Origin of the sequence: Sulfurospirillum multivorans DSM 12446, from assembly GCF_000568815.1 — a bacterium.
GTDB classification, from domain to species: Bacteria; Campylobacterota; Campylobacteria; order Campylobacterales; family Sulfurospirillaceae; genus Sulfurospirillum; species Sulfurospirillum multivorans.
In genome coordinates this window covers 1,750,637-1,766,591 of record NZ_CP007201.1, presented here as the reverse complement: position 1 = coordinate 1,766,591, position 15,955 = coordinate 1,750,637, and the positions used below count along the sequence as shown (strand labels likewise).

The 15,955-nt window shown below is 37.6% G+C and carries 25 protein-coding genes; all 25 read left to right on the top strand.

Going from position 1 to position 15,955, the window contains the following annotated elements; translation table 11 throughout:
- Positions 1–33 precede the first annotated feature (33 nt).
- The 25 genes from SMUL_RS09125 to SMUL_RS09005 all read left to right on the top strand — a co-directional run bounded on the left by SMUL_RS09125 (position 34) and on the right by SMUL_RS09005 (position 15,902).
- Positions 34–1,206, top strand: coding sequence for a DUF1351 domain-containing protein (locus tag SMUL_RS09125; protein WP_025344962.1), 1,173 nt, complete (start codon positions 34–36; stop codon positions 1,204–1,206).
- Positions 1,207–1,294: 88 nt separating this feature from the next.
- Positions 1,295–2,236, top strand: coding sequence for a hypothetical protein (locus tag SMUL_RS16660; RefSeq protein ID WP_025344961.1), 942 nt, complete (start codon positions 1,295–1,297; stop codon positions 2,234–2,236).
- Positions 2,237–2,266: 30 nt separating this feature from the next.
- Positions 2,267–2,422, top strand: coding sequence for a hypothetical protein (locus SMUL_RS17175; RefSeq protein WP_158506024.1), 156 nt, complete (start codon positions 2,267–2,269; stop codon positions 2,420–2,422).
- Between the two features lie 19 nt (positions 2,423–2,441).
- Positions 2,442–2,930, top strand: a complete 489-nt coding sequence (gene ssb, locus SMUL_RS09115) for a single-stranded DNA-binding protein (RefSeq protein ID WP_025344960.1) — start codon at positions 2,442–2,444, stop codon at positions 2,928–2,930.
- Between the two features lie 109 nt (positions 2,931–3,039).
- Positions 3,040–3,270, top strand: a complete 231-nt coding sequence (locus SMUL_RS09110) for a putative periplasmic lipoprotein (protein ID WP_025344959.1) — start codon at positions 3,040–3,042, stop codon at positions 3,268–3,270.
- Positions 3,271–3,473: 203 nt separating this feature from the next.
- The gene (locus tag SMUL_RS09105; protein ID WP_025344958.1) at positions 3,474–3,662 is read left to right on the top strand and encodes a hypothetical protein; all 189 of its coding nucleotides are present in this window, start codon (positions 3,474–3,476) and stop codon (positions 3,660–3,662) included.
- Positions 3,659–3,898 carry a hypothetical protein gene (locus SMUL_RS09100; protein WP_025344957.1) on the top strand — a complete coding sequence of 80 codons (240 nt, stop codon included), beginning with the start codon at positions 3,659–3,661 and terminating at the stop codon, positions 3,896–3,898. The genes SMUL_RS09105 and SMUL_RS09100 overlap by 4 nt, the downstream gene beginning before the upstream one ends.
- Before the next feature lie 91 nt (positions 3,899–3,989).
- Complete coding sequence (locus SMUL_RS09095) at positions 3,990–4,232, top strand: hypothetical protein (protein WP_025344956.1); 243 nt, start codon at positions 3,990–3,992, stop codon at positions 4,230–4,232.
- On the top strand, positions 4,229–4,471 hold the full coding sequence (locus SMUL_RS09090) for a hypothetical protein (protein WP_025344955.1): 243 nt from the start codon (positions 4,229–4,231) through the stop codon (positions 4,469–4,471). Before SMUL_RS09095 ends, SMUL_RS09090 begins: the two co-directional genes overlap by 4 nt.
- A 253-nt stretch (positions 4,472–4,724) precedes the next feature.
- Complete coding sequence (locus SMUL_RS09080) at positions 4,725–6,122, top strand: toprim domain-containing protein (protein WP_025344953.1); 1,398 nt, start codon at positions 4,725–4,727, stop codon at positions 6,120–6,122.
- A gap of 4 nt (positions 6,123–6,126) precedes the next feature.
- On the top strand, positions 6,127–6,402 hold the full coding sequence (locus SMUL_RS09075; RefSeq protein ID WP_025344952.1) for a hypothetical protein: 276 nt from the start codon (positions 6,127–6,129) through the stop codon (positions 6,400–6,402).
- Positions 6,399–6,521, top strand: coding sequence for a hypothetical protein (locus tag SMUL_RS17675; protein WP_280938034.1), 123 nt, complete (start codon positions 6,399–6,401; stop codon positions 6,519–6,521). The genes SMUL_RS09075 and SMUL_RS17675 overlap by 4 nt, the downstream gene beginning before the upstream one ends.
- A 271-nt stretch (positions 6,522–6,792) precedes the next feature.
- Positions 6,793–7,023 carry a hypothetical protein gene (locus tag SMUL_RS09070; RefSeq protein WP_025344951.1) on the top strand — a complete coding sequence of 77 codons (231 nt, stop codon included), beginning with the start codon at positions 6,793–6,795 and terminating at the stop codon, positions 7,021–7,023.
- 311 nt (positions 7,024–7,334) lie between these two features.
- Positions 7,335–7,946, top strand: a complete 612-nt coding sequence (locus SMUL_RS09060; RefSeq protein WP_025344949.1) for a hypothetical protein — start codon at positions 7,335–7,337, stop codon at positions 7,944–7,946.
- A gap of 85 nt (positions 7,947–8,031) precedes the next feature.
- The gene (locus SMUL_RS09055; RefSeq protein ID WP_025344948.1) at positions 8,032–8,268 is read left to right on the top strand and encodes a hypothetical protein; all 237 of its coding nucleotides are present in this window, start codon (positions 8,032–8,034) and stop codon (positions 8,266–8,268) included.
- A complete protein-coding gene (locus SMUL_RS09050; RefSeq protein WP_025344947.1) occupies positions 8,261–8,440 on the top strand; it encodes a hypothetical protein in 180 nt (59 codons plus the stop codon). Before SMUL_RS09055 ends, SMUL_RS09050 begins: the two co-directional genes overlap by 8 nt.
- A 1-nt stretch (position 8,441) precedes the next feature.
- The gene (locus SMUL_RS16655; RefSeq protein WP_025344946.1) at positions 8,442–9,053 is read left to right on the top strand and encodes a hypothetical protein; all 612 of its coding nucleotides are present in this window, start codon (positions 8,442–8,444) and stop codon (positions 9,051–9,053) included.
- Between the two features lie 82 nt (positions 9,054–9,135).
- Entirely contained in the window at positions 9,136–9,819 is a 684-nt protein-coding gene (locus tag SMUL_RS09040; RefSeq protein WP_025344945.1) for a hypothetical protein, read from the top strand.
- Positions 9,820–10,501: 682 nt separating this feature from the next.
- On the top strand, positions 10,502–12,355 hold the full coding sequence (gene ltrA / locus SMUL_RS09035) for a group II intron reverse transcriptase/maturase (RefSeq protein WP_038533249.1): 1,854 nt from the start codon (positions 10,502–10,504) through the stop codon (positions 12,353–12,355).
- Positions 12,356–12,415: 60 nt separating this feature from the next.
- Positions 12,416–13,291, top strand: a complete 876-nt coding sequence (locus SMUL_RS09030; RefSeq protein ID WP_038533245.1) for a hypothetical protein — start codon at positions 12,416–12,418, stop codon at positions 13,289–13,291.
- A gap of 88 nt (positions 13,292–13,379) precedes the next feature.
- Entirely contained in the window at positions 13,380–13,631 is a 252-nt protein-coding gene (locus tag SMUL_RS09025) for a hypothetical protein (RefSeq protein ID WP_025344943.1), read from the top strand.
- 10 nt (positions 13,632–13,641) lie between these two features.
- A complete protein-coding gene (locus tag SMUL_RS09020; protein WP_025344942.1) occupies positions 13,642–13,914 on the top strand; it encodes a hypothetical protein in 273 nt (90 codons plus the stop codon).
- Positions 13,914–15,245, top strand: a complete 1,332-nt coding sequence (locus tag SMUL_RS09015) for a hypothetical protein (protein WP_025344941.1) — start codon at positions 13,914–13,916, stop codon at positions 15,243–15,245. The genes SMUL_RS09020 and SMUL_RS09015 overlap by 1 nt, the downstream gene beginning before the upstream one ends.
- A gap of 8 nt (positions 15,246–15,253) precedes the next feature.
- Positions 15,254–15,454, top strand: coding sequence for a hypothetical protein (locus tag SMUL_RS09010; protein ID WP_025344940.1), 201 nt, complete (start codon positions 15,254–15,256; stop codon positions 15,452–15,454).
- Between the two features lie 82 nt (positions 15,455–15,536).
- Entirely contained in the window at positions 15,537–15,902 is a 366-nt protein-coding gene (locus SMUL_RS09005; RefSeq protein ID WP_025344939.1) for a DUF7659 family protein, read from the top strand.
- Positions 15,903–15,955: the final 53 nt, after the last annotated feature.

Below are 15,955 nucleotides of genomic sequence, written 5' to 3'. Positions count from 1 at the left end.
TTTTGACTTCAAGAAAAAAGAAAGAGGTCAAAAATGTCAAGTTCAGAGAATACTCGAAGTTTATTGAATGATGAAGAGGTTACACCATCAGAAGTTGTTGCTGAAGATCAACCAATAACTACAGAACAATTAATATCAATGATTGATATTAAAACACAATTACCTAAAATTGCTTCAAATTTCGACACAATCAAAGCGCATGTTGTGGCTGGATTGAAAGAGTATGAAGTAACCGTTACCTTGGAAAATATGGCTGCTGCTAAAAAAATGGCAACAACCTTAAATCAGCTTTCTGAAAAAGTTGATGAAACCAGAAAAAATACCGTAAAGATTGTATCTGCTCCAATTGATGTTTTCGGTGCTCAATGCAAAGAACTTGTTAGTCTCATTGATGAAAAACGCACGTTTCTGTTGAATCAAATTGAAGTTTTTAATGCACGTACTCGAAAAGAGTGTTTATCTCTTTTAGAAAGTGCTTTAAAAACAGCGTATCATAAATTCGATGTTAAAGAAGAGTTTCAAATAGCGAAAGTCGCTGATCTTGCAATTGTCTCAAATAAGACAAATTCAGGAATCAAACCAGCAGCGAAAGGTTCTGTTGAAGCTCGTGCGCTTGAGTGCAAACGCTTTCAAGAAAAAGTTGAACTTAGGCTCAATACCCTTGAAGGTACTTGCTATAAAGCAGGCCTTGAGGCACCACTTGTTAGACAAAACATTGAAAGCTTTTTAAAAGTTGATGATGAAGAAATCTACCAACAAAAGCTTCAGTCAATGATCAAAAGCGAAATCAAACGCTTTGGAGAATTGGAACAAAAACTCGTAGAAAAAGCAAAAAAAGAAGCTGAAGTGAAAGCGAAAGCAGAATTTGAAGCTCAACAAAGATTACAAACACCAACAACAGTTCAAATTGAATCAAACACCCAACCTGAAATCATCATAGCAAAAGCTCCAATATCTCAAACAGCACACGTTCAGCCTTCGGTAAAACCAACTGGCAATCAAAAAACGTATGTGGTCACTGCGGTATTTGAGGTAACGACAGATGAGTCTGAGGAACAAAAACTAGCAGGTTATCTTCTTCAAAAATTTGAGCAGGCGCATATTAAAAATATGCCTACAATCACTATTGTTGAAAAAGGTGTTAAAAAAGCTCCTGAAACAGAACAAGATAGTCGTTCAAAACGAGAAGAGGGTAGTTTGTTTTAATTTGTAAATACACTTCCTAAGAGGGATACATTTTATCCCTTGTGGGATTGTGTATTTCCTCTTAGGTAATACTTGGAGGTAACACATAATGTCAAGTACAACACCTTTTTACGATTTAATCGAAGAAGGAATAAGAAATGCAGATTCAGGATTAGGTGATCGCTCAACATATGTTGGTGCATCAGATATTGGACAATGCTTAAAAAAATCCTATTTGTCAAAGTTTGATAAAGAAGATTTTGACTTTGAGCAATTGCTAATCTTTGAGCGTGGTCATGTCGCGGAAGGTATTTTTATCAAAGGTCTTGAAAATAGTCCTAAGAAAGATGCTTTTACGTTCACTAAACAAGTTGAATTCGTAGGAAAAGATCAATGGTCTTTTCTTAGAGCGCATCTTGACTTACACGTAAATTTTCCACAGGAGGATGTTGCAGTAGAAGGTAAAACTTTTAGAACAGCACTTCCAGATGATAAACCACGACTGAGTTGGGTTTATCAAAACCATATTCAAATGTGGCTTGCAAATGAATCCACCGGAAGAAAAACAAGAGGTGTTATTGCCGCCATTGACCTTAATACGGCAAAAAGGCATGAATTCCCTGTTGTATTTTCCGAGATTCTACTTCATCAAGCTCAACAAAGAGGATTAAAATTGTGGAATGCTATACAATCAAGAACTGAGCCTGAAGGCGAGGTAAGTGATTTATGTGGATCTTGCAAATACAAAAGTAGTTGCTCAACACTTCTTCATAATGCAGAAAAACTCCCTGATGAGATTGATTCAATGCTCACAAAATTAAAGGAATTATCGGCAGCAGAAAAAGAAGCAAAAGCTCTTCGTGAGAATATAAAAGCATTTATGGAAGCGGCCAATATCAAAAAAGGTATTGGTACAAAATATAATGCGATCATGTATGAAAATAGTGGCAAAAGTAGTATTTCTTTAGATCTACTGAAGAAAAAGTATCCTGAAGTCGCAAATGCCGTTAGCAAGGATGGAAAACCTTTCTTATCATTAAGAGTAGTCTAAGTATCTACTTTTTTAGAACAAGGATTTAACATGCAAAATGAATACCAAGTAGTTACCACTTATTTTTATGGTGGTGAGGAAATTAAAGGTACTTTCTCTTTTTCAGAGGCAAAAGCACTTGCTGATACATTAAACAGTCAGTGTGACATTTACGCTTTTGCTGAAGTTAGAAAAGCAGTGGATTAAATTAAAAAAAGGAAATAACATGGAATTCAACAAAGTAATTATGCTTGGAAACCTCACACGTGACTGCGAGCTTCGTTACCTCCCTAGTGGTGGCGCGGTTTGTACCACTGGACTTGCGACCAATCGTCGCTTTAAAAAGCAGGACGGTAGCCAAGCCGAAGAGGTTTGTTTTATCGATATCACTTTCTTTGGGCGAACAGCAGAAATTGCTAATCAATACCTAAAGAGAGGCTCTAAGGTTTTAGTAGAAGGTCGTTTAAAACTCGATCAGTGGACCGATCAACAAGGTGCAAAGCGCTCTAAGCACTCTATCACCGTTGAAACACTCCAAATGCTAGATGGTAGGGATGGTTCAAACAATGAAGGTAATGGTGGACAAGGTGGCAATCAAGCGCCAAGAACATCACAACCTCGCCAATCTCAAGGTCAACAACAAGGCAATCAACCTGAGTATTCTGGACATGATATTCCTGATTTGGATATTAATGATGACGAAATTCCTTTTTAGGAGTTTCATTTCTTACATGTAAAAAAGTTTAACTCCATAAGGGAGTTTTAGCCATTTGGCTATCTCACCCTTATGGGAGAGGTATGCCCTTTCCCAAAGGAGGGAACCCATGAAAAGTTTGTTTATGTTGTTTGCAATTGCGTTATTATTGACTGGTTGCACAACAAAGGTAACACGAGTTTATACGCCGAATGAAACCGTACCTGCCAAAGAAGTTCAAGCTAATGCTTCTGAGTCAGACGTAGGTTATGCGGCTGGACAAGCAGCAGGCGCTGCTGTATTTGCTGGTGCGTATGTTCTTACGTTACCTATTCGTATTGTTGAAAACATAGCTAAATAGTTGCTCATTAAGAGCCTAACCCAAAAGGGGATTTAATTTATCCCCTTGAGGGATAGGTTTGTCCTCTTTCTATAAAAACACCTCTACACCACTTCAAAAAACACTAAAAATCATATAGAACAACATGCCTGAAAAGATAGGGATTATGTCAAGTAATTTGATTGTTATTGGAGTAGTGCGGTGCCTATGAAAAAGGATATACGATGAAAAGTTTTCTAATTATTGCAATGTTAATCGCGGGATTTTTTGGTTGGAGTTTTCTACAAGCAAAAGAGTCTATCGATGTAATAAAAAAAGAATTTGAGAAAAAAAACCAAATGGAACTAAGCTACTTCTATCAAATTGACCATATAGCGATTGCTCAAAGTTCAAAATTTGGTGGTACCTTATGAAAAATGGCGCACAAACACTTCGGATGTTTCAGAAGGAGTGGAAAGCGTATAAATTTGTCATAGAGGAAGGGTCAGTAGTTCAACAAGAAATTGTTGTGCCAGCAGCACTTGACAAAAAGCACGCATGGCACTTAGGATTAGCAAAAGCTATGAAAGAGGGTCATGTTGCTCTATTAAAGAGTTGTAGTACTACTACTCGCGTTGAAGAGGTCATCAAAAATAAAATTGCTTCATAAATCTTAATGTTGCCCTAAAGAGGGTTTTTCTGAAACACGAAAAGCCCTCGCAAGGGAGCTCTTTGTGTTTAAAATATGCAAGGAGTAAAGCATGTTACATATCGGCGAAACTGTAATCCAAGAGATCAGTTTTGGCAAAAAAATCAAAGTGATTCTGACTCAAATGCTATTCCCCGTTGGGGTATGCCAAAGAGAACAGAACTTCGTGGTTCATTATATCGAGCAAGATGAAGAGCCGATTGAATACCAACATGACAATTCTCATAAGGCAAAAAAAGATTTCGATTATCTTTCGAAAATTGCCAAAAAAGAGACGGGAGGGAAAAGACGATGAAAGCAAAACTAAAAACTCTTTTTTGGGGTTTATTGGTTCCTTTAGCTGTTCTTGCTAAAGGTGGTCTTTTTCCATACATGATTACGGTGATCGTAATGTCAGAATTCTACATGGATGTATTAGAAAGAGAGGACAATACTACAAGGCTATTGGTCTATCAAGCTGTAATAATTGTGCTCCTTGTGCTTGTCATAAGTGGAGTATTGTTGTTAGGTGGAACGATAGCTATTCTCTCTTAACTTCTAAAATAAAAATCCTAAATTTTTTGCAAGCCATTCTCTATATTTTCGCATCAAAGGTGCGAGAAAAATGCTTCCTATAGCAATGTAGGACCATAGAGTTTGGTTTAGCAAAAATGCATACAACGCTATGAGAATCATCGACAAAGTAAAGAGTACCAATGAGTGTTTTTGAATAAATGCCATTGCTTATTCCTGAGAGTGTTTGTGAAATCATAGCAAAAAAAAATCAAATTATGAAAGGAGGCAGAAGATGATTAGTTCAAAAGATGTTCAAAATGCTTTTACGCGATATGACTTCTTGGAGTTAATGTATCAGGCTGGCTTTAAGCCATCAAAGTATCTTAAACAAAGCGAAATCGATAACAAAAAGTACATTACAATTCGTTGCAGTGATCACGATGATGGTGAAGAAGGAAAGAAAAGAGCGAGTTGTGTTGTTAACATGGATTCGTTTTCGTTTTCGTGTAAAAGTTGCGGGCATCACGGAAATCTATTTGATGTTGCCATGATGATTAAGCGTACTGATAGTTTCCCTGAAGCTGTTAATTACCTTGCTGGTCTAAAAGGCATCGTCGATAATGGATCTTCTACGTCATCTTTTACTCACTATAAACCATTAGAAAAGAAGAGTGTTAATCCTGTTATTGAGCAGATTAAATACTTTACCTTTGATCCGACAAAGGCATATAGAACTTTCACCAATGAAGAGCTCATAGCTGGATATCCTGGCTTTTCTGATTTGTTGAAATTTAAAGCCATTATGACGGTTTTGATTCGCCATTCACTCGAAACTGATCAAACTAAAAAAATTGAGTACCTCTGCAACGAGAGAAAAATTAATCCAAATAATCCAAGACTCAAACGCGTAGGCTTATTGCCAAAGTGGAAAGATGATAAAGATTTTTGGAAATGGTTTGAAAGGACTTTTCCTGTGGCAGATTTAGTGAGGTTTGGACTTTATCGTTCGTCTGATGCTAAATTTGCACCTTTAACATGGAAATATTTTAGTGAAGACATGATTGTGTTTCCAAATCAAGACCTTTATTCAGACTTATATCATGGTGCGCAACTGCGTTACATTGTAAAGCCTGAGTGGAGTCCTGCAAAAGAGATGCAACTCACGCAAACATCCTTAGTTCATCCAATACCATTTGCTTTTAGCAGAGAGGTCTTAATGAGCTCAAAGCCAATCTTTATTACGGAGGGTTCTGTTGATGGGCTTTCTACAGATAAAGATTTTGCCGCTAATCCAGGAGTCAATACCTATTACAAGCCATATCTTGGACTATTTCAAGGGAAAAAGGTTTTTGTAGCTTATGACATGGACAAAGCCGGGCAAAAAGCTACATGGGGATATCAAAGCGTAAATGTTTTTAACCCTCGAAAAAACAAACGAGTGCCGCATACCTTTGAAAATACTGTTATTGGAAATCAAAGAGCAAAAAGGTACATCGAAAAAATTAAAAAAGTACAGGCCGAATTTTCCATAACAATCCATAAGGGACTCTTGGAAGATTTAAGAGATGCTGGCGTAAATGCTTCAGCGCTTGTGTGGTCCGTAGCTTTAGGAAATGATCTCAATGAGTTGCGCCAAAAATACGGCGAGCTTAGTAATGAATTTTTCCAAATCATAAAATTAGGAGAGTGAGAATATGGCAGCATTATTTGTAGTAATAATGTCATTGGTGCTTGTTTTTCTTTTGTATCTCTATCTTGGTGGATATGAAGATATGGCACAAAAAATTACAGAGGACGATGTTGCAGATTTTATGGATCTGCTAAAAGATTTTGGATTGGGGCTTTTTGTAAATACTGTGTATAGCCTTATTAATGACTCAAAAACTGATTCAACAACAATTTCATTGACAGGCTTTTTCTCTTTAGCTATAATTTTTGGAACAATACGTTACAAAAGGAGAAGCAGATGAGTGGATCAATGATTGTTTTAACCATGAGCATTTTAGGCTTTGTTGCAGTTTTGTTTCTCACAAAGTTGGGAAACGATATTAAAAAGCGAAAGCACCATACGCATAAACCAAATCTATAATTCTCGAAGTTGTGTTTTTGGAGTACTTTTTATGATCTCTTTGATCATCTTTAAAAGTATTTCATATTGTATTAAATGCAAGCAACTTAAGAACAACCTATCAACAAAATAAAATCCCTCTAACATATCATTGTTACATGTAACAGCCGATTCAGTTCGGAGGGATTTCTATTGTCAAAAATGTTGCTAATAGCTTACCCTCTTGGGGATATATTTTATCCTCCTGTAGGGTAGGTATGTCCTCTTAACTTTAGTCGCGGAGGACTAGAAAATGGCACGTAAAGAATTACCACAAATTGATTTACAACTCAAAGGCGGTTTGACTGCTAAATTCGTTTTTGAAGACGAATGGGGCCGTAATGTTTATGAAATTGATTGGAAGAACAAGCCAGTTGAAATCGTTGATGTTGATGGTGTACTCCATTCAATGACACAAGACGGTGAGCCAAATTGTCCTCTAAAAGTTGAATTTCAACCACAAGAAGAGCTAGCTAATGCTTAGATTACCTCAATACCGAATAATCAAAAAAAATGGCAAATTCATTCCACAAAGAAGAGAATTTATTTTCTTGTGGACCAACCTATACGTTCCCCCTAAATATCGTATTATGACTTTTGATACATTGGAAGATGCCAAAAAGTTTATTGACAAGCGAAACCTTATCATGGAAGATATTAGGGTACTAAAAGGAAATGGTGTCATTTGCTATAGATAAAATTTGTTTCTCCCAATGGGAGCCAGTCTTTTAAGCGAAGATTGCCTCCCGAAAGGGCTAGGTATTCTTATGCTTACGCTCGAAGGAGGGCAAAATTGTGAAATACTATTTCTTAGGATACGAAATTGATACATTAGACGATGAGGATTTTTGGTCAAATATTGGTGCTTATCCTGTCTTTTATGACTATGGGTACAGAGTCTTTGACAGCATTCAGGCTGTTAAAGATTTTATCATCAGTACGCGAAGCAAATTTCAAGATGATAAATACTCTTTTGAGTATAAGATCAAAGCGCGCAATCTTCACTGGTGGACACCTGCAACAAAAATCATTCATGTTGACACTCAAGAAAAAGTCACAGATGAGTGGACAAATGCTGAAGAAAGTCCTACTGGAGAGCCTCAATTGCTTGAACGAATAATCGATTCGACACAAACATATGATTTTGACAATGGTCTTAAATATAGTGTGTCTATACGAACATATGCTTCTTGTCAGTATGAAATAGTGAGCTTGTCATATGTTCATAATGGAGTCAAAAAATTCTTAGATAAGTCTAGTGACTTTGATATGAATCTTCCATTTGTGCACAATTTTTATGAGCTTATTAAAGAATACAAAAAACAGCAAGACACTCAAATGAAACAAACACTTATGACACGAGAAACATTTCTCGATAGAGAGATGCCTTATCTTCTCGTTGCATAAATCATTATAACTGTCGCTCCATAGGGAGTCGTTAAATTACGGCTCCCCTTTTGGGTAGCCCTATGGTTGCTCAAAGGAGGGCGACATGTTACATTTAATCAAAAAATTCACTATCCACTTCAATGAGCGCATGATTCAGCGCTTCTCGCAAGAAGATCTTCCACTGTTAGAAAAAACCATCGAAAAAGCAATCACTAAAGCAGTACCAGGAGAAAAGTTGAAATACACTCACCCTCTATACGGCATTACGGTTGTTATTCAAAAGTTGGGACTTAATGGTGGAGAGCTTATTACTTGTTGGAAAGGATCAGCGAATGTTTGAGTGGATTATCGGAATATATCTTACAGTTGCCATCTTGCTTTCCGCGAGTATGGTTTGTTTCAATAAAAACTCTTTAAAGGCATTAAGTGCTTGGAAGATGCTGACTATGTTTGCATTGTCTCCAGTGTTTGCAATTAGAGAGCTGATTAAACCATATAAGCGAGGAAAGTGAGATGAAACGTGTTGTAAAAAGGATCTTATCGTGGCTACTTATGAAAGTAGTGGCTAGTGATATTGAAAATGCAACCTTAATGGATAGTAAAGGGAGATTTATTAAACCCTTTCATCCTGAATGCAAAGACATTGATTTAGAAGTGATTGCGATTGCACTATCGAGAATCATGAGATTTTTTGGTCAAACCAAACTATCTGTGGCTCAACATTGTGTGAATATGGCAAGAATCTTTATATTCCTTGGAGAGATAGAACTTGCGAAGCAAGCATTGCTCCACGAAATAGCCGAGGCTTTCATGGGAGATCTTGCATCCCCTTTAAAAAAAGCATTTCCAATGTACAAAGATATCGAAGAGCGATTGATTAAAAAAGCTTTTGGGTGTTTTGGTTTGAGCTATCCTATGGCAAAAGAGGTTCATGATCTTGATAAAGAGATTATGATTGATGAAGCCGTGGCGCATATGCCTAATAAAGAACATTGGTTAGGCTTCGGAGAAGGCTTAGATACGATATTGCTAAGAACAGATGTTGTTGATTTTGAACCATGGAGTTCAGAAAAAGCAAAAGATGAGTTCATGGCAACCGCAAAACTATTAAATTTAATATCATAAAACGGCATTGGCCGACAGATCAGTCGGCTTTTTGCCACTCCTTTGTCGGTCTTACATGTAAAGCCACAGAGGAGGCAACAAGATGGAATATATTGAAGATCCTGAAGAGTTTATTGAAGACGAAGAATACTTTGATGAAGATGAGCTTGAAGAGGACTTTGAGGACGAAGAATTTAATGAAGATGAAGAATGTGATTTGCCGTCATGTGCAAAATCCAAAAAGGTGTCGTTAACGAGCCTAGAGGGTTTGAAAAAGCATTTTGATGAAGTTTTGCTTGAGCGTACAGAATTTTGTAATGTTCTTACCCTTAGAGATAAGGCGAATAGGACCAATTATGATTGGATTGTATGGTTGCAAGTCAAAATCCCTTTCAAAAATCATAATTCACATGCTGGACATAGCGACGAGGAATACATCGAGGGTGTTTGCAAAAAAATCCTTGAATGGGTGGATCTGCTCAAAAATTTTGAAAAATCAGAAAACAAGCAATTATCTCTGTTTGCTGATGGCTCAGATGATGAGTTTGAACCCGAACCTGAGTCGCCAAGTGCTGGAAGTGAAGGAAGTTGGAGCAAATATCATCGGGAGTTGGAAAGAGTCAGAAAAAGCAATTTAAGAAAACGATACACTTTTTTTGAATTGTGTGACGTTGCGAACTCGTGGTACGCATATCATGATCCATGTGTTGTCAAAAGTTGGATCAGCCAACTTCCTAAGAATAATGCCGAGATGATTGAGCTTGTAGTGCGACTTGTTGAACAGTGAAAAGTTGTTCTAACCTCGTATTCACGGGGTTAAACTAATAATTTGAAGAGTAGAATGACAGGGTAACGCCTTGAAATGCTCTCCCTAATACTCCGATAGGCGGCAAGCTTCGTTAAAAGCAAAACTGTCTAAAGCTCGGTGAAGACGACTGAGAGGATACCCAAACAGGTAATGCTGTGGAAAAGCGAATCAGAGGTGGTCGAGTATCTGATAGGTCGGGGGTCTATAAAATTCTCATGGTGAGAATGTGCTAAGGCACTGACGAATTTCCGAATGTAAGGGTCTAAACTCAAAATATACAGAAATGTATATCCTAGCAATAGGGTAAGTGTGGAAAAGTAAGAATTACAAGCATGAAACTCCATATACCGCTAAAGGCGATATCAAGCTTGCAGGCTCATAGGAAACACCTAAAGGAATATGTACAGATAGAATTATTGGAACAAGGTAAGCGTTGAACGTGGAGATTTAACGATCAGTGAAACGTTAGAACAGATAAATCCGTAAGGTATTAAAGTTCTTTAATCAACGTGAAAGTGAAGCCATGAGCGATGAAGCTTCTATAATGGAAGTGGAGCAAAGGGCTTTAGTCATTGTACTAACACAAGTACCAACTATAACCAACATCAAAGGTTCGAGTATGACTAAGAGAGGCGAAATTCAGCAATGAAAGGAGCCGACTTTGAGTAAAATCATAGAGAACCCAAAGCGACAAACATTACGCAACAACGAATATTATGACTTCCAAGTTGTTCAAGATCAATTGTATGCTGATAGCCTTAATGACAAGATATTTACCAATCTGATGAGTAAAATCACCGATAGGGACAATGTCTTATTAGCATATCGAAACATCAAGAAAAATACAGGAAGTAATACCAAGGGAACGGACGGTAAAACGATTGCTTATTTAGCAAGAATGGAGCCCGATGATCTCGTTAAGTTTGTTGAAGCGAAATTAAAAAATTACCAACCCCAAGCGGTACGCAGAGTAGAAATACCAAAGCCAGATGGAAAAATGAGACCTTTAGGCATACCTACCATTAGTGATAGGTTAGTCCAACAATGTATACTTCAAGTGTTAGAGCCAATTTGTGAAGCAAAGTTCTATAAGCACAGTTATGGTTTCAGACCTCTAAGAGGAACGAAACACGCCATAGCCAGAGCGTATCACTTAGCACATAAAAACAACCTACACTACGTCGTAGACGTTGATATCAAAGGTTTCTTTGACAATATTGACCACGGTAAACTACTTAAACAATTATGGACACTAGGAATAAGGGATAAAGCATTAATTGCTATCATCTCCAAACTCCTAAAGGCAGAAATTGAAGGAATTGGAACTCCAGAGAAAGGAACTCCCCAAGGTGGTATCATATCACCCCTGTTAGCAAACGTCGCTCTTAATGAGTTTGACCACTGGATAGCAAGTCAATGGGTTAATATGAAAACAAAATCCACACATACAGGAAGACAAGCTCAAACACATAAGATTGAAGCTATCAAACAATCCAATCTCAAAGAGGTCTATATCGTAAGATATGCCGACGATTTCAAACTCTTCTGTCGGAACCATAATCACGCAAAACGTATCTTTGAAGCTACTAAACTATGGCTCAAAGAAAGGCTAGGACTTGAAATAAGCCCTGAAAAGTCAAAGATAGTCAATCTTCGGAAAAGCTATTCAGACTTCTTAGGCATCAAACTCAAAGTCACCACAAAGGGTAAAGTAAAGAATAAAAACGATAATAAATGGGTTGTAAAATCTCATATAGGCTTAAAAGCTTTTAAAAAGATTCTACTAACCATGAGAGAACACGCAAAGGCTGTGCAGAAACCGAAAGATTCAGGGAAAAGCGCAGTCATGCGCCTGAACTCCTATATCATCGGCGTACACAATTATTACAATTGTGCCACTAACTGCAATCTCGACTTTAGTGCAATCGCCTATCGTACTCGTTCAATCCTTAAGAATAGATTGAAACCACGCAAAGCAAAAGAGAAAGAACCTATACCAAAATACATAAAGGATATGTACGGAAAGAGTAAACAGCTTCGGTTTGTTTATGACACTCCTCTTATCCCCATAGGATATGTTCAACATCAAACACAGCTCAATTATCGAGGCTACTCGATATATAAAGCAAACGATAGAGAACAAATCCACACTGAACAAAAAGCAGTACCAATTGAAAATCTGAAATACTTAGTAGCCAATCCCGCAAAAGGTCAATCTGCTGAATATAACGATAATCGGATATCGCTCTATGTCGGACAATATGGAAAATGTTATGTATTAGGTAATACATTAGATGTAGATGAAATTCATTGTCACCACAAAAAGCCTCGTGCTTTAAATGGTAAGGATGAATACAAGAATTTAGTCATTTTACATGCAAATGTGCATAGACTGATTCATGCTACGGATAACGAAACAATAAATAGGTTTACCAATCTTTTAGAGCTCAATGCTGGACAACTCGAAAGAGTAAACAAGCTTAGAGTTCTTGCAGGGAATCAATTGATAGCTTAGGGATTTTCTTATGATGTTATTAGGTTACAGTTAGAAAGGTTAATACACTGGTGGAACGCCGTGTGCGGTGAAAGTCGCATGCACGGTGTGAATGGGGGGAAAATCTGGAGATTATCTCAAAGGATTACCTATCCATATAAAGATGCGATTGTCAAAGGTTCAACCTCCGAAGAAGGTCATGGTAGATTTGAAGAGTTTTGGTGGGACGATAGTACTAAATATATGACGCGTGATGGTGCTTTAAGCGATTTTGAAATAATTGCTAGAGTTAAGCATCTCATTCGATTATATCTCGTTCCATACACTAGATGCTTTCACGTATCTACTGACAATTCGTATTCATTCTGGGAGCTCGAAACAAAAACAGATTATCGTTTTTGGTTTGACGGTGGAAAGATTCAAGGTTCGTCGTGGCTGAGAAGTGATGAACTGCCTGAATATGAGCTCTATGATGAGGAATTTATTTCTTGGCTAAGAGACTATTTCCATATCGAGTATAAAGAAGTCATCAGCGATGATGATGTCTTGCGTAGAAGCTTAGAAAACCTTTTTGCGCGAGCATATAGGAAAGATGAAACGTCATTCGATCCAGTGGAAGAAATCAAAAAAGCCAAAAGCTTTAATGAATTTAAGTCTAAAGCGCTTGCACATGCCAAGTTAGGTAATGGAGGCGGCTCTGGTTATTCCATTGATGGTTTTTCCACTTCTTATGATTTGTTTGCTGGCAGAAAAGGCATTGTCCTAACAGTTAGGCAACTAATTCAACTTCGAGTACAACTCAATCGAAGTATCGATGGAATGGAAGTGGAAAGTTATGACAATCAAAGTGTATACGTTTACAAGTTAACGTTCGACCAAGCGTTGGAAAGAGCCTATGAGTTGTTTGGTCCTCAAAAACCAAAGCAATTGGACTTATTTGACTTCTTAGCAGCATAAAAAAAGTTTAACTCCATAAGGGAGTTTTAGCCACTTGGCTATCTCTCCCTTGTTGGGAGAGGTATGCCCTTTCCCAAAGGAGGAAATCATGCAACCTAATCAACTATTCGCAATGTTCTTAAAAGCATGCGGTGTTGAGGCAAAATTTAAAAAGCAAGGTGATGTTTACAAAACCTACTCAAAAACTCAAAGATTCATCTTTGATCCCGTTAATAAAGTCGTGACATATCTAAAGCCAATCACAAAATTTGTTGGTGGACAGTATGAGCATGACACAGAGTGGGAACGTTATAGGATTGATGACAATAATGGTCAATTAACCATTGCACCTATGGCGTAAGGAGTAGGATATGGAACATACACTATATGAAGGCATTAGAGCTTTCCTTTTGAAAACCTATCAAAAAGCAAACATTCAAAACTTACAAATCGTACCGCTTATGAGTGCGATCGAATACGAAGTGAACAAAATTGTCTCAAAGAGCCTTTTTTCTAAAAGGTTCAATGTTTCTAAAAACATTCGCGTCGTGGTTTACAAAAACCATTCAGTAGGTGTGTTTGTCAATGTAAAGGGCATTGTAAAAATGTCTCAACGGTTTACTAAAAATAAGAGGAGCTTCTAATGTACTACGGTGATAAACAAGATAGCCTCATTGCTATCATGCAAGGATTGGAATTTCGCGGTTGGCTCATTTACGGCTATAAGCCAAATATGAGTGATGCAATGACCGATTATTATGATCCAGCACGATGGGACGGCATTGCGGTCAAAAACGGATATATTCTTGTCGTTGATTGCTACAATGGCGGTAAAATCGGCGGTAACTACATTCATCAAAGCTATGACGTTAAAATCCAACAAAAGCTACAGAAACTGTATGCTTTAAGGGACAATCATGCGGCCAGCGAAGGTGAAAAAGCAAACGCCCAAGCCATTATTGACTCTCTTAGCAAGAAAGTTGTTAATGAGATCATGGAAGAGAGCGGCTTGCCTGAAGTAACTTATCAGAAAAACCCCGGTAACACCAAATGGCATATCGAGAAAGACGGTAAGATTATTGACAAAGGCACAGGCGTATTCAGCTTCAATAGTATCGATCAGCACTATGGTAAGAGTATTTATGACTATCAAAAATATGATGACAATCGTCATTCATATCGTACTATGGAATGGTATCACACCGATAAAGAATGGGATAAACACTACGTGAAAGATATTCTTCCTTCACGGCAAGAGTCTATCAAATTGCTCAACAAATTCGACACGCTTTTAAATAAGTGGGATTCGCTTGTTCAGATTAGGCTTGGAGTTGGTGATGCTGACGCGCTCGTTGAAAAGATCGTTAAAAAAGAGTCCTTCTATTATATTGCTGAAGAAAGCGATGTACCAACGGATTATGTTCGTTTAGGAAAAGGGTGGACTTCATATCACGGACTTGAATCAGAACGCGTTTACAAGGTAAAGGATGGAAAGTATTTCAAACTTACACGTCAATGGATCGTTTTGAGTGACAGGAAGCATATCAAGGCTTACAAACCAGAACCAAACAAATCAACACACCAGACTCTTGCATGGATTGAAAAAAGCGATTTTGTTGAAAAACATGTCGTTTATGTCAATTTGGTACAAAAAGTTGAAATTACGGAAGAAGTTGTTTGGGTAAGGGAATCAAAGCTTAAATCTACGAAAAAGGCGAAAAAAAGCACAGCTCCAATAAAAATGGAGATGGCGCCTAATCCTACTGATGATAAATTCACCAAGCTGATCGAGAATGGTAGCGTTAAAGATTTTCAGCACACTCAAACGGGTGAAATGTTGAGAGTTTTAGTTATCGAGGAAGACTTAGGCAAGGATGGATTTATTGAATTCAACAAGTACATGATCAAGAGTGGTCAAGGTTACTACTCGCGACCGGCACAAGGTTGGATTTTAAAAGACAAAAACGTAGCGTAGGAGACCATATGGCAAATTCTGAACGCGAAAATCAAAAATATAAAGAGTGTGGTTCATTTAATGTTGCTCTTGATTATGTCTCATCTGAAGATGGCACATTTTATTGGGAGGTTACCATTGAATGGACGGACGGCACTCCAAGTGACATAGAAGAAAAATATGATACTTACGAAAAGGCGCTAAAAAGCTTTGAGCGTTTGTGTCATTAAATAGTTGCAAAAAGCTAACCCACGAGGGACATAATTATCCCTCTGGGATAGCTATGTCCTTCTTGTTCTAAAGGAGAACACAATGAAATATTTATCAGACTACATGAATGACAAACAGAGTGCATTGTTTGACCAATACGGCGTATTTTTCGCTTTCAGTCAAGAACAGTTTTTAACAGCTAGAAAAGAAGGCGTTACATATGTTGATGTCGGTGCTGGAATGATTGTTCCAAAAGAGCATGTTGAAGTTGTTATGAAAAGCCTTGATGAAATTTATCAAAATGGCATAAAACAAGATATTGCTGAGAATGGTATTGATGTAATCATTAAACGAGAGCTTGGAAATTACGAGTGTTACTATACCGGTGACATTAGTGATGCAGTTGAAGCTCTCGAAGATTATGGTATTAGCCGTGATCAAGTGGAAAAAATATTCAAAAACAATTAGTTGCTCATTAAGAGCCTAACCCAAAAGGGGATTTAATTTATCCCCTTGAGGGA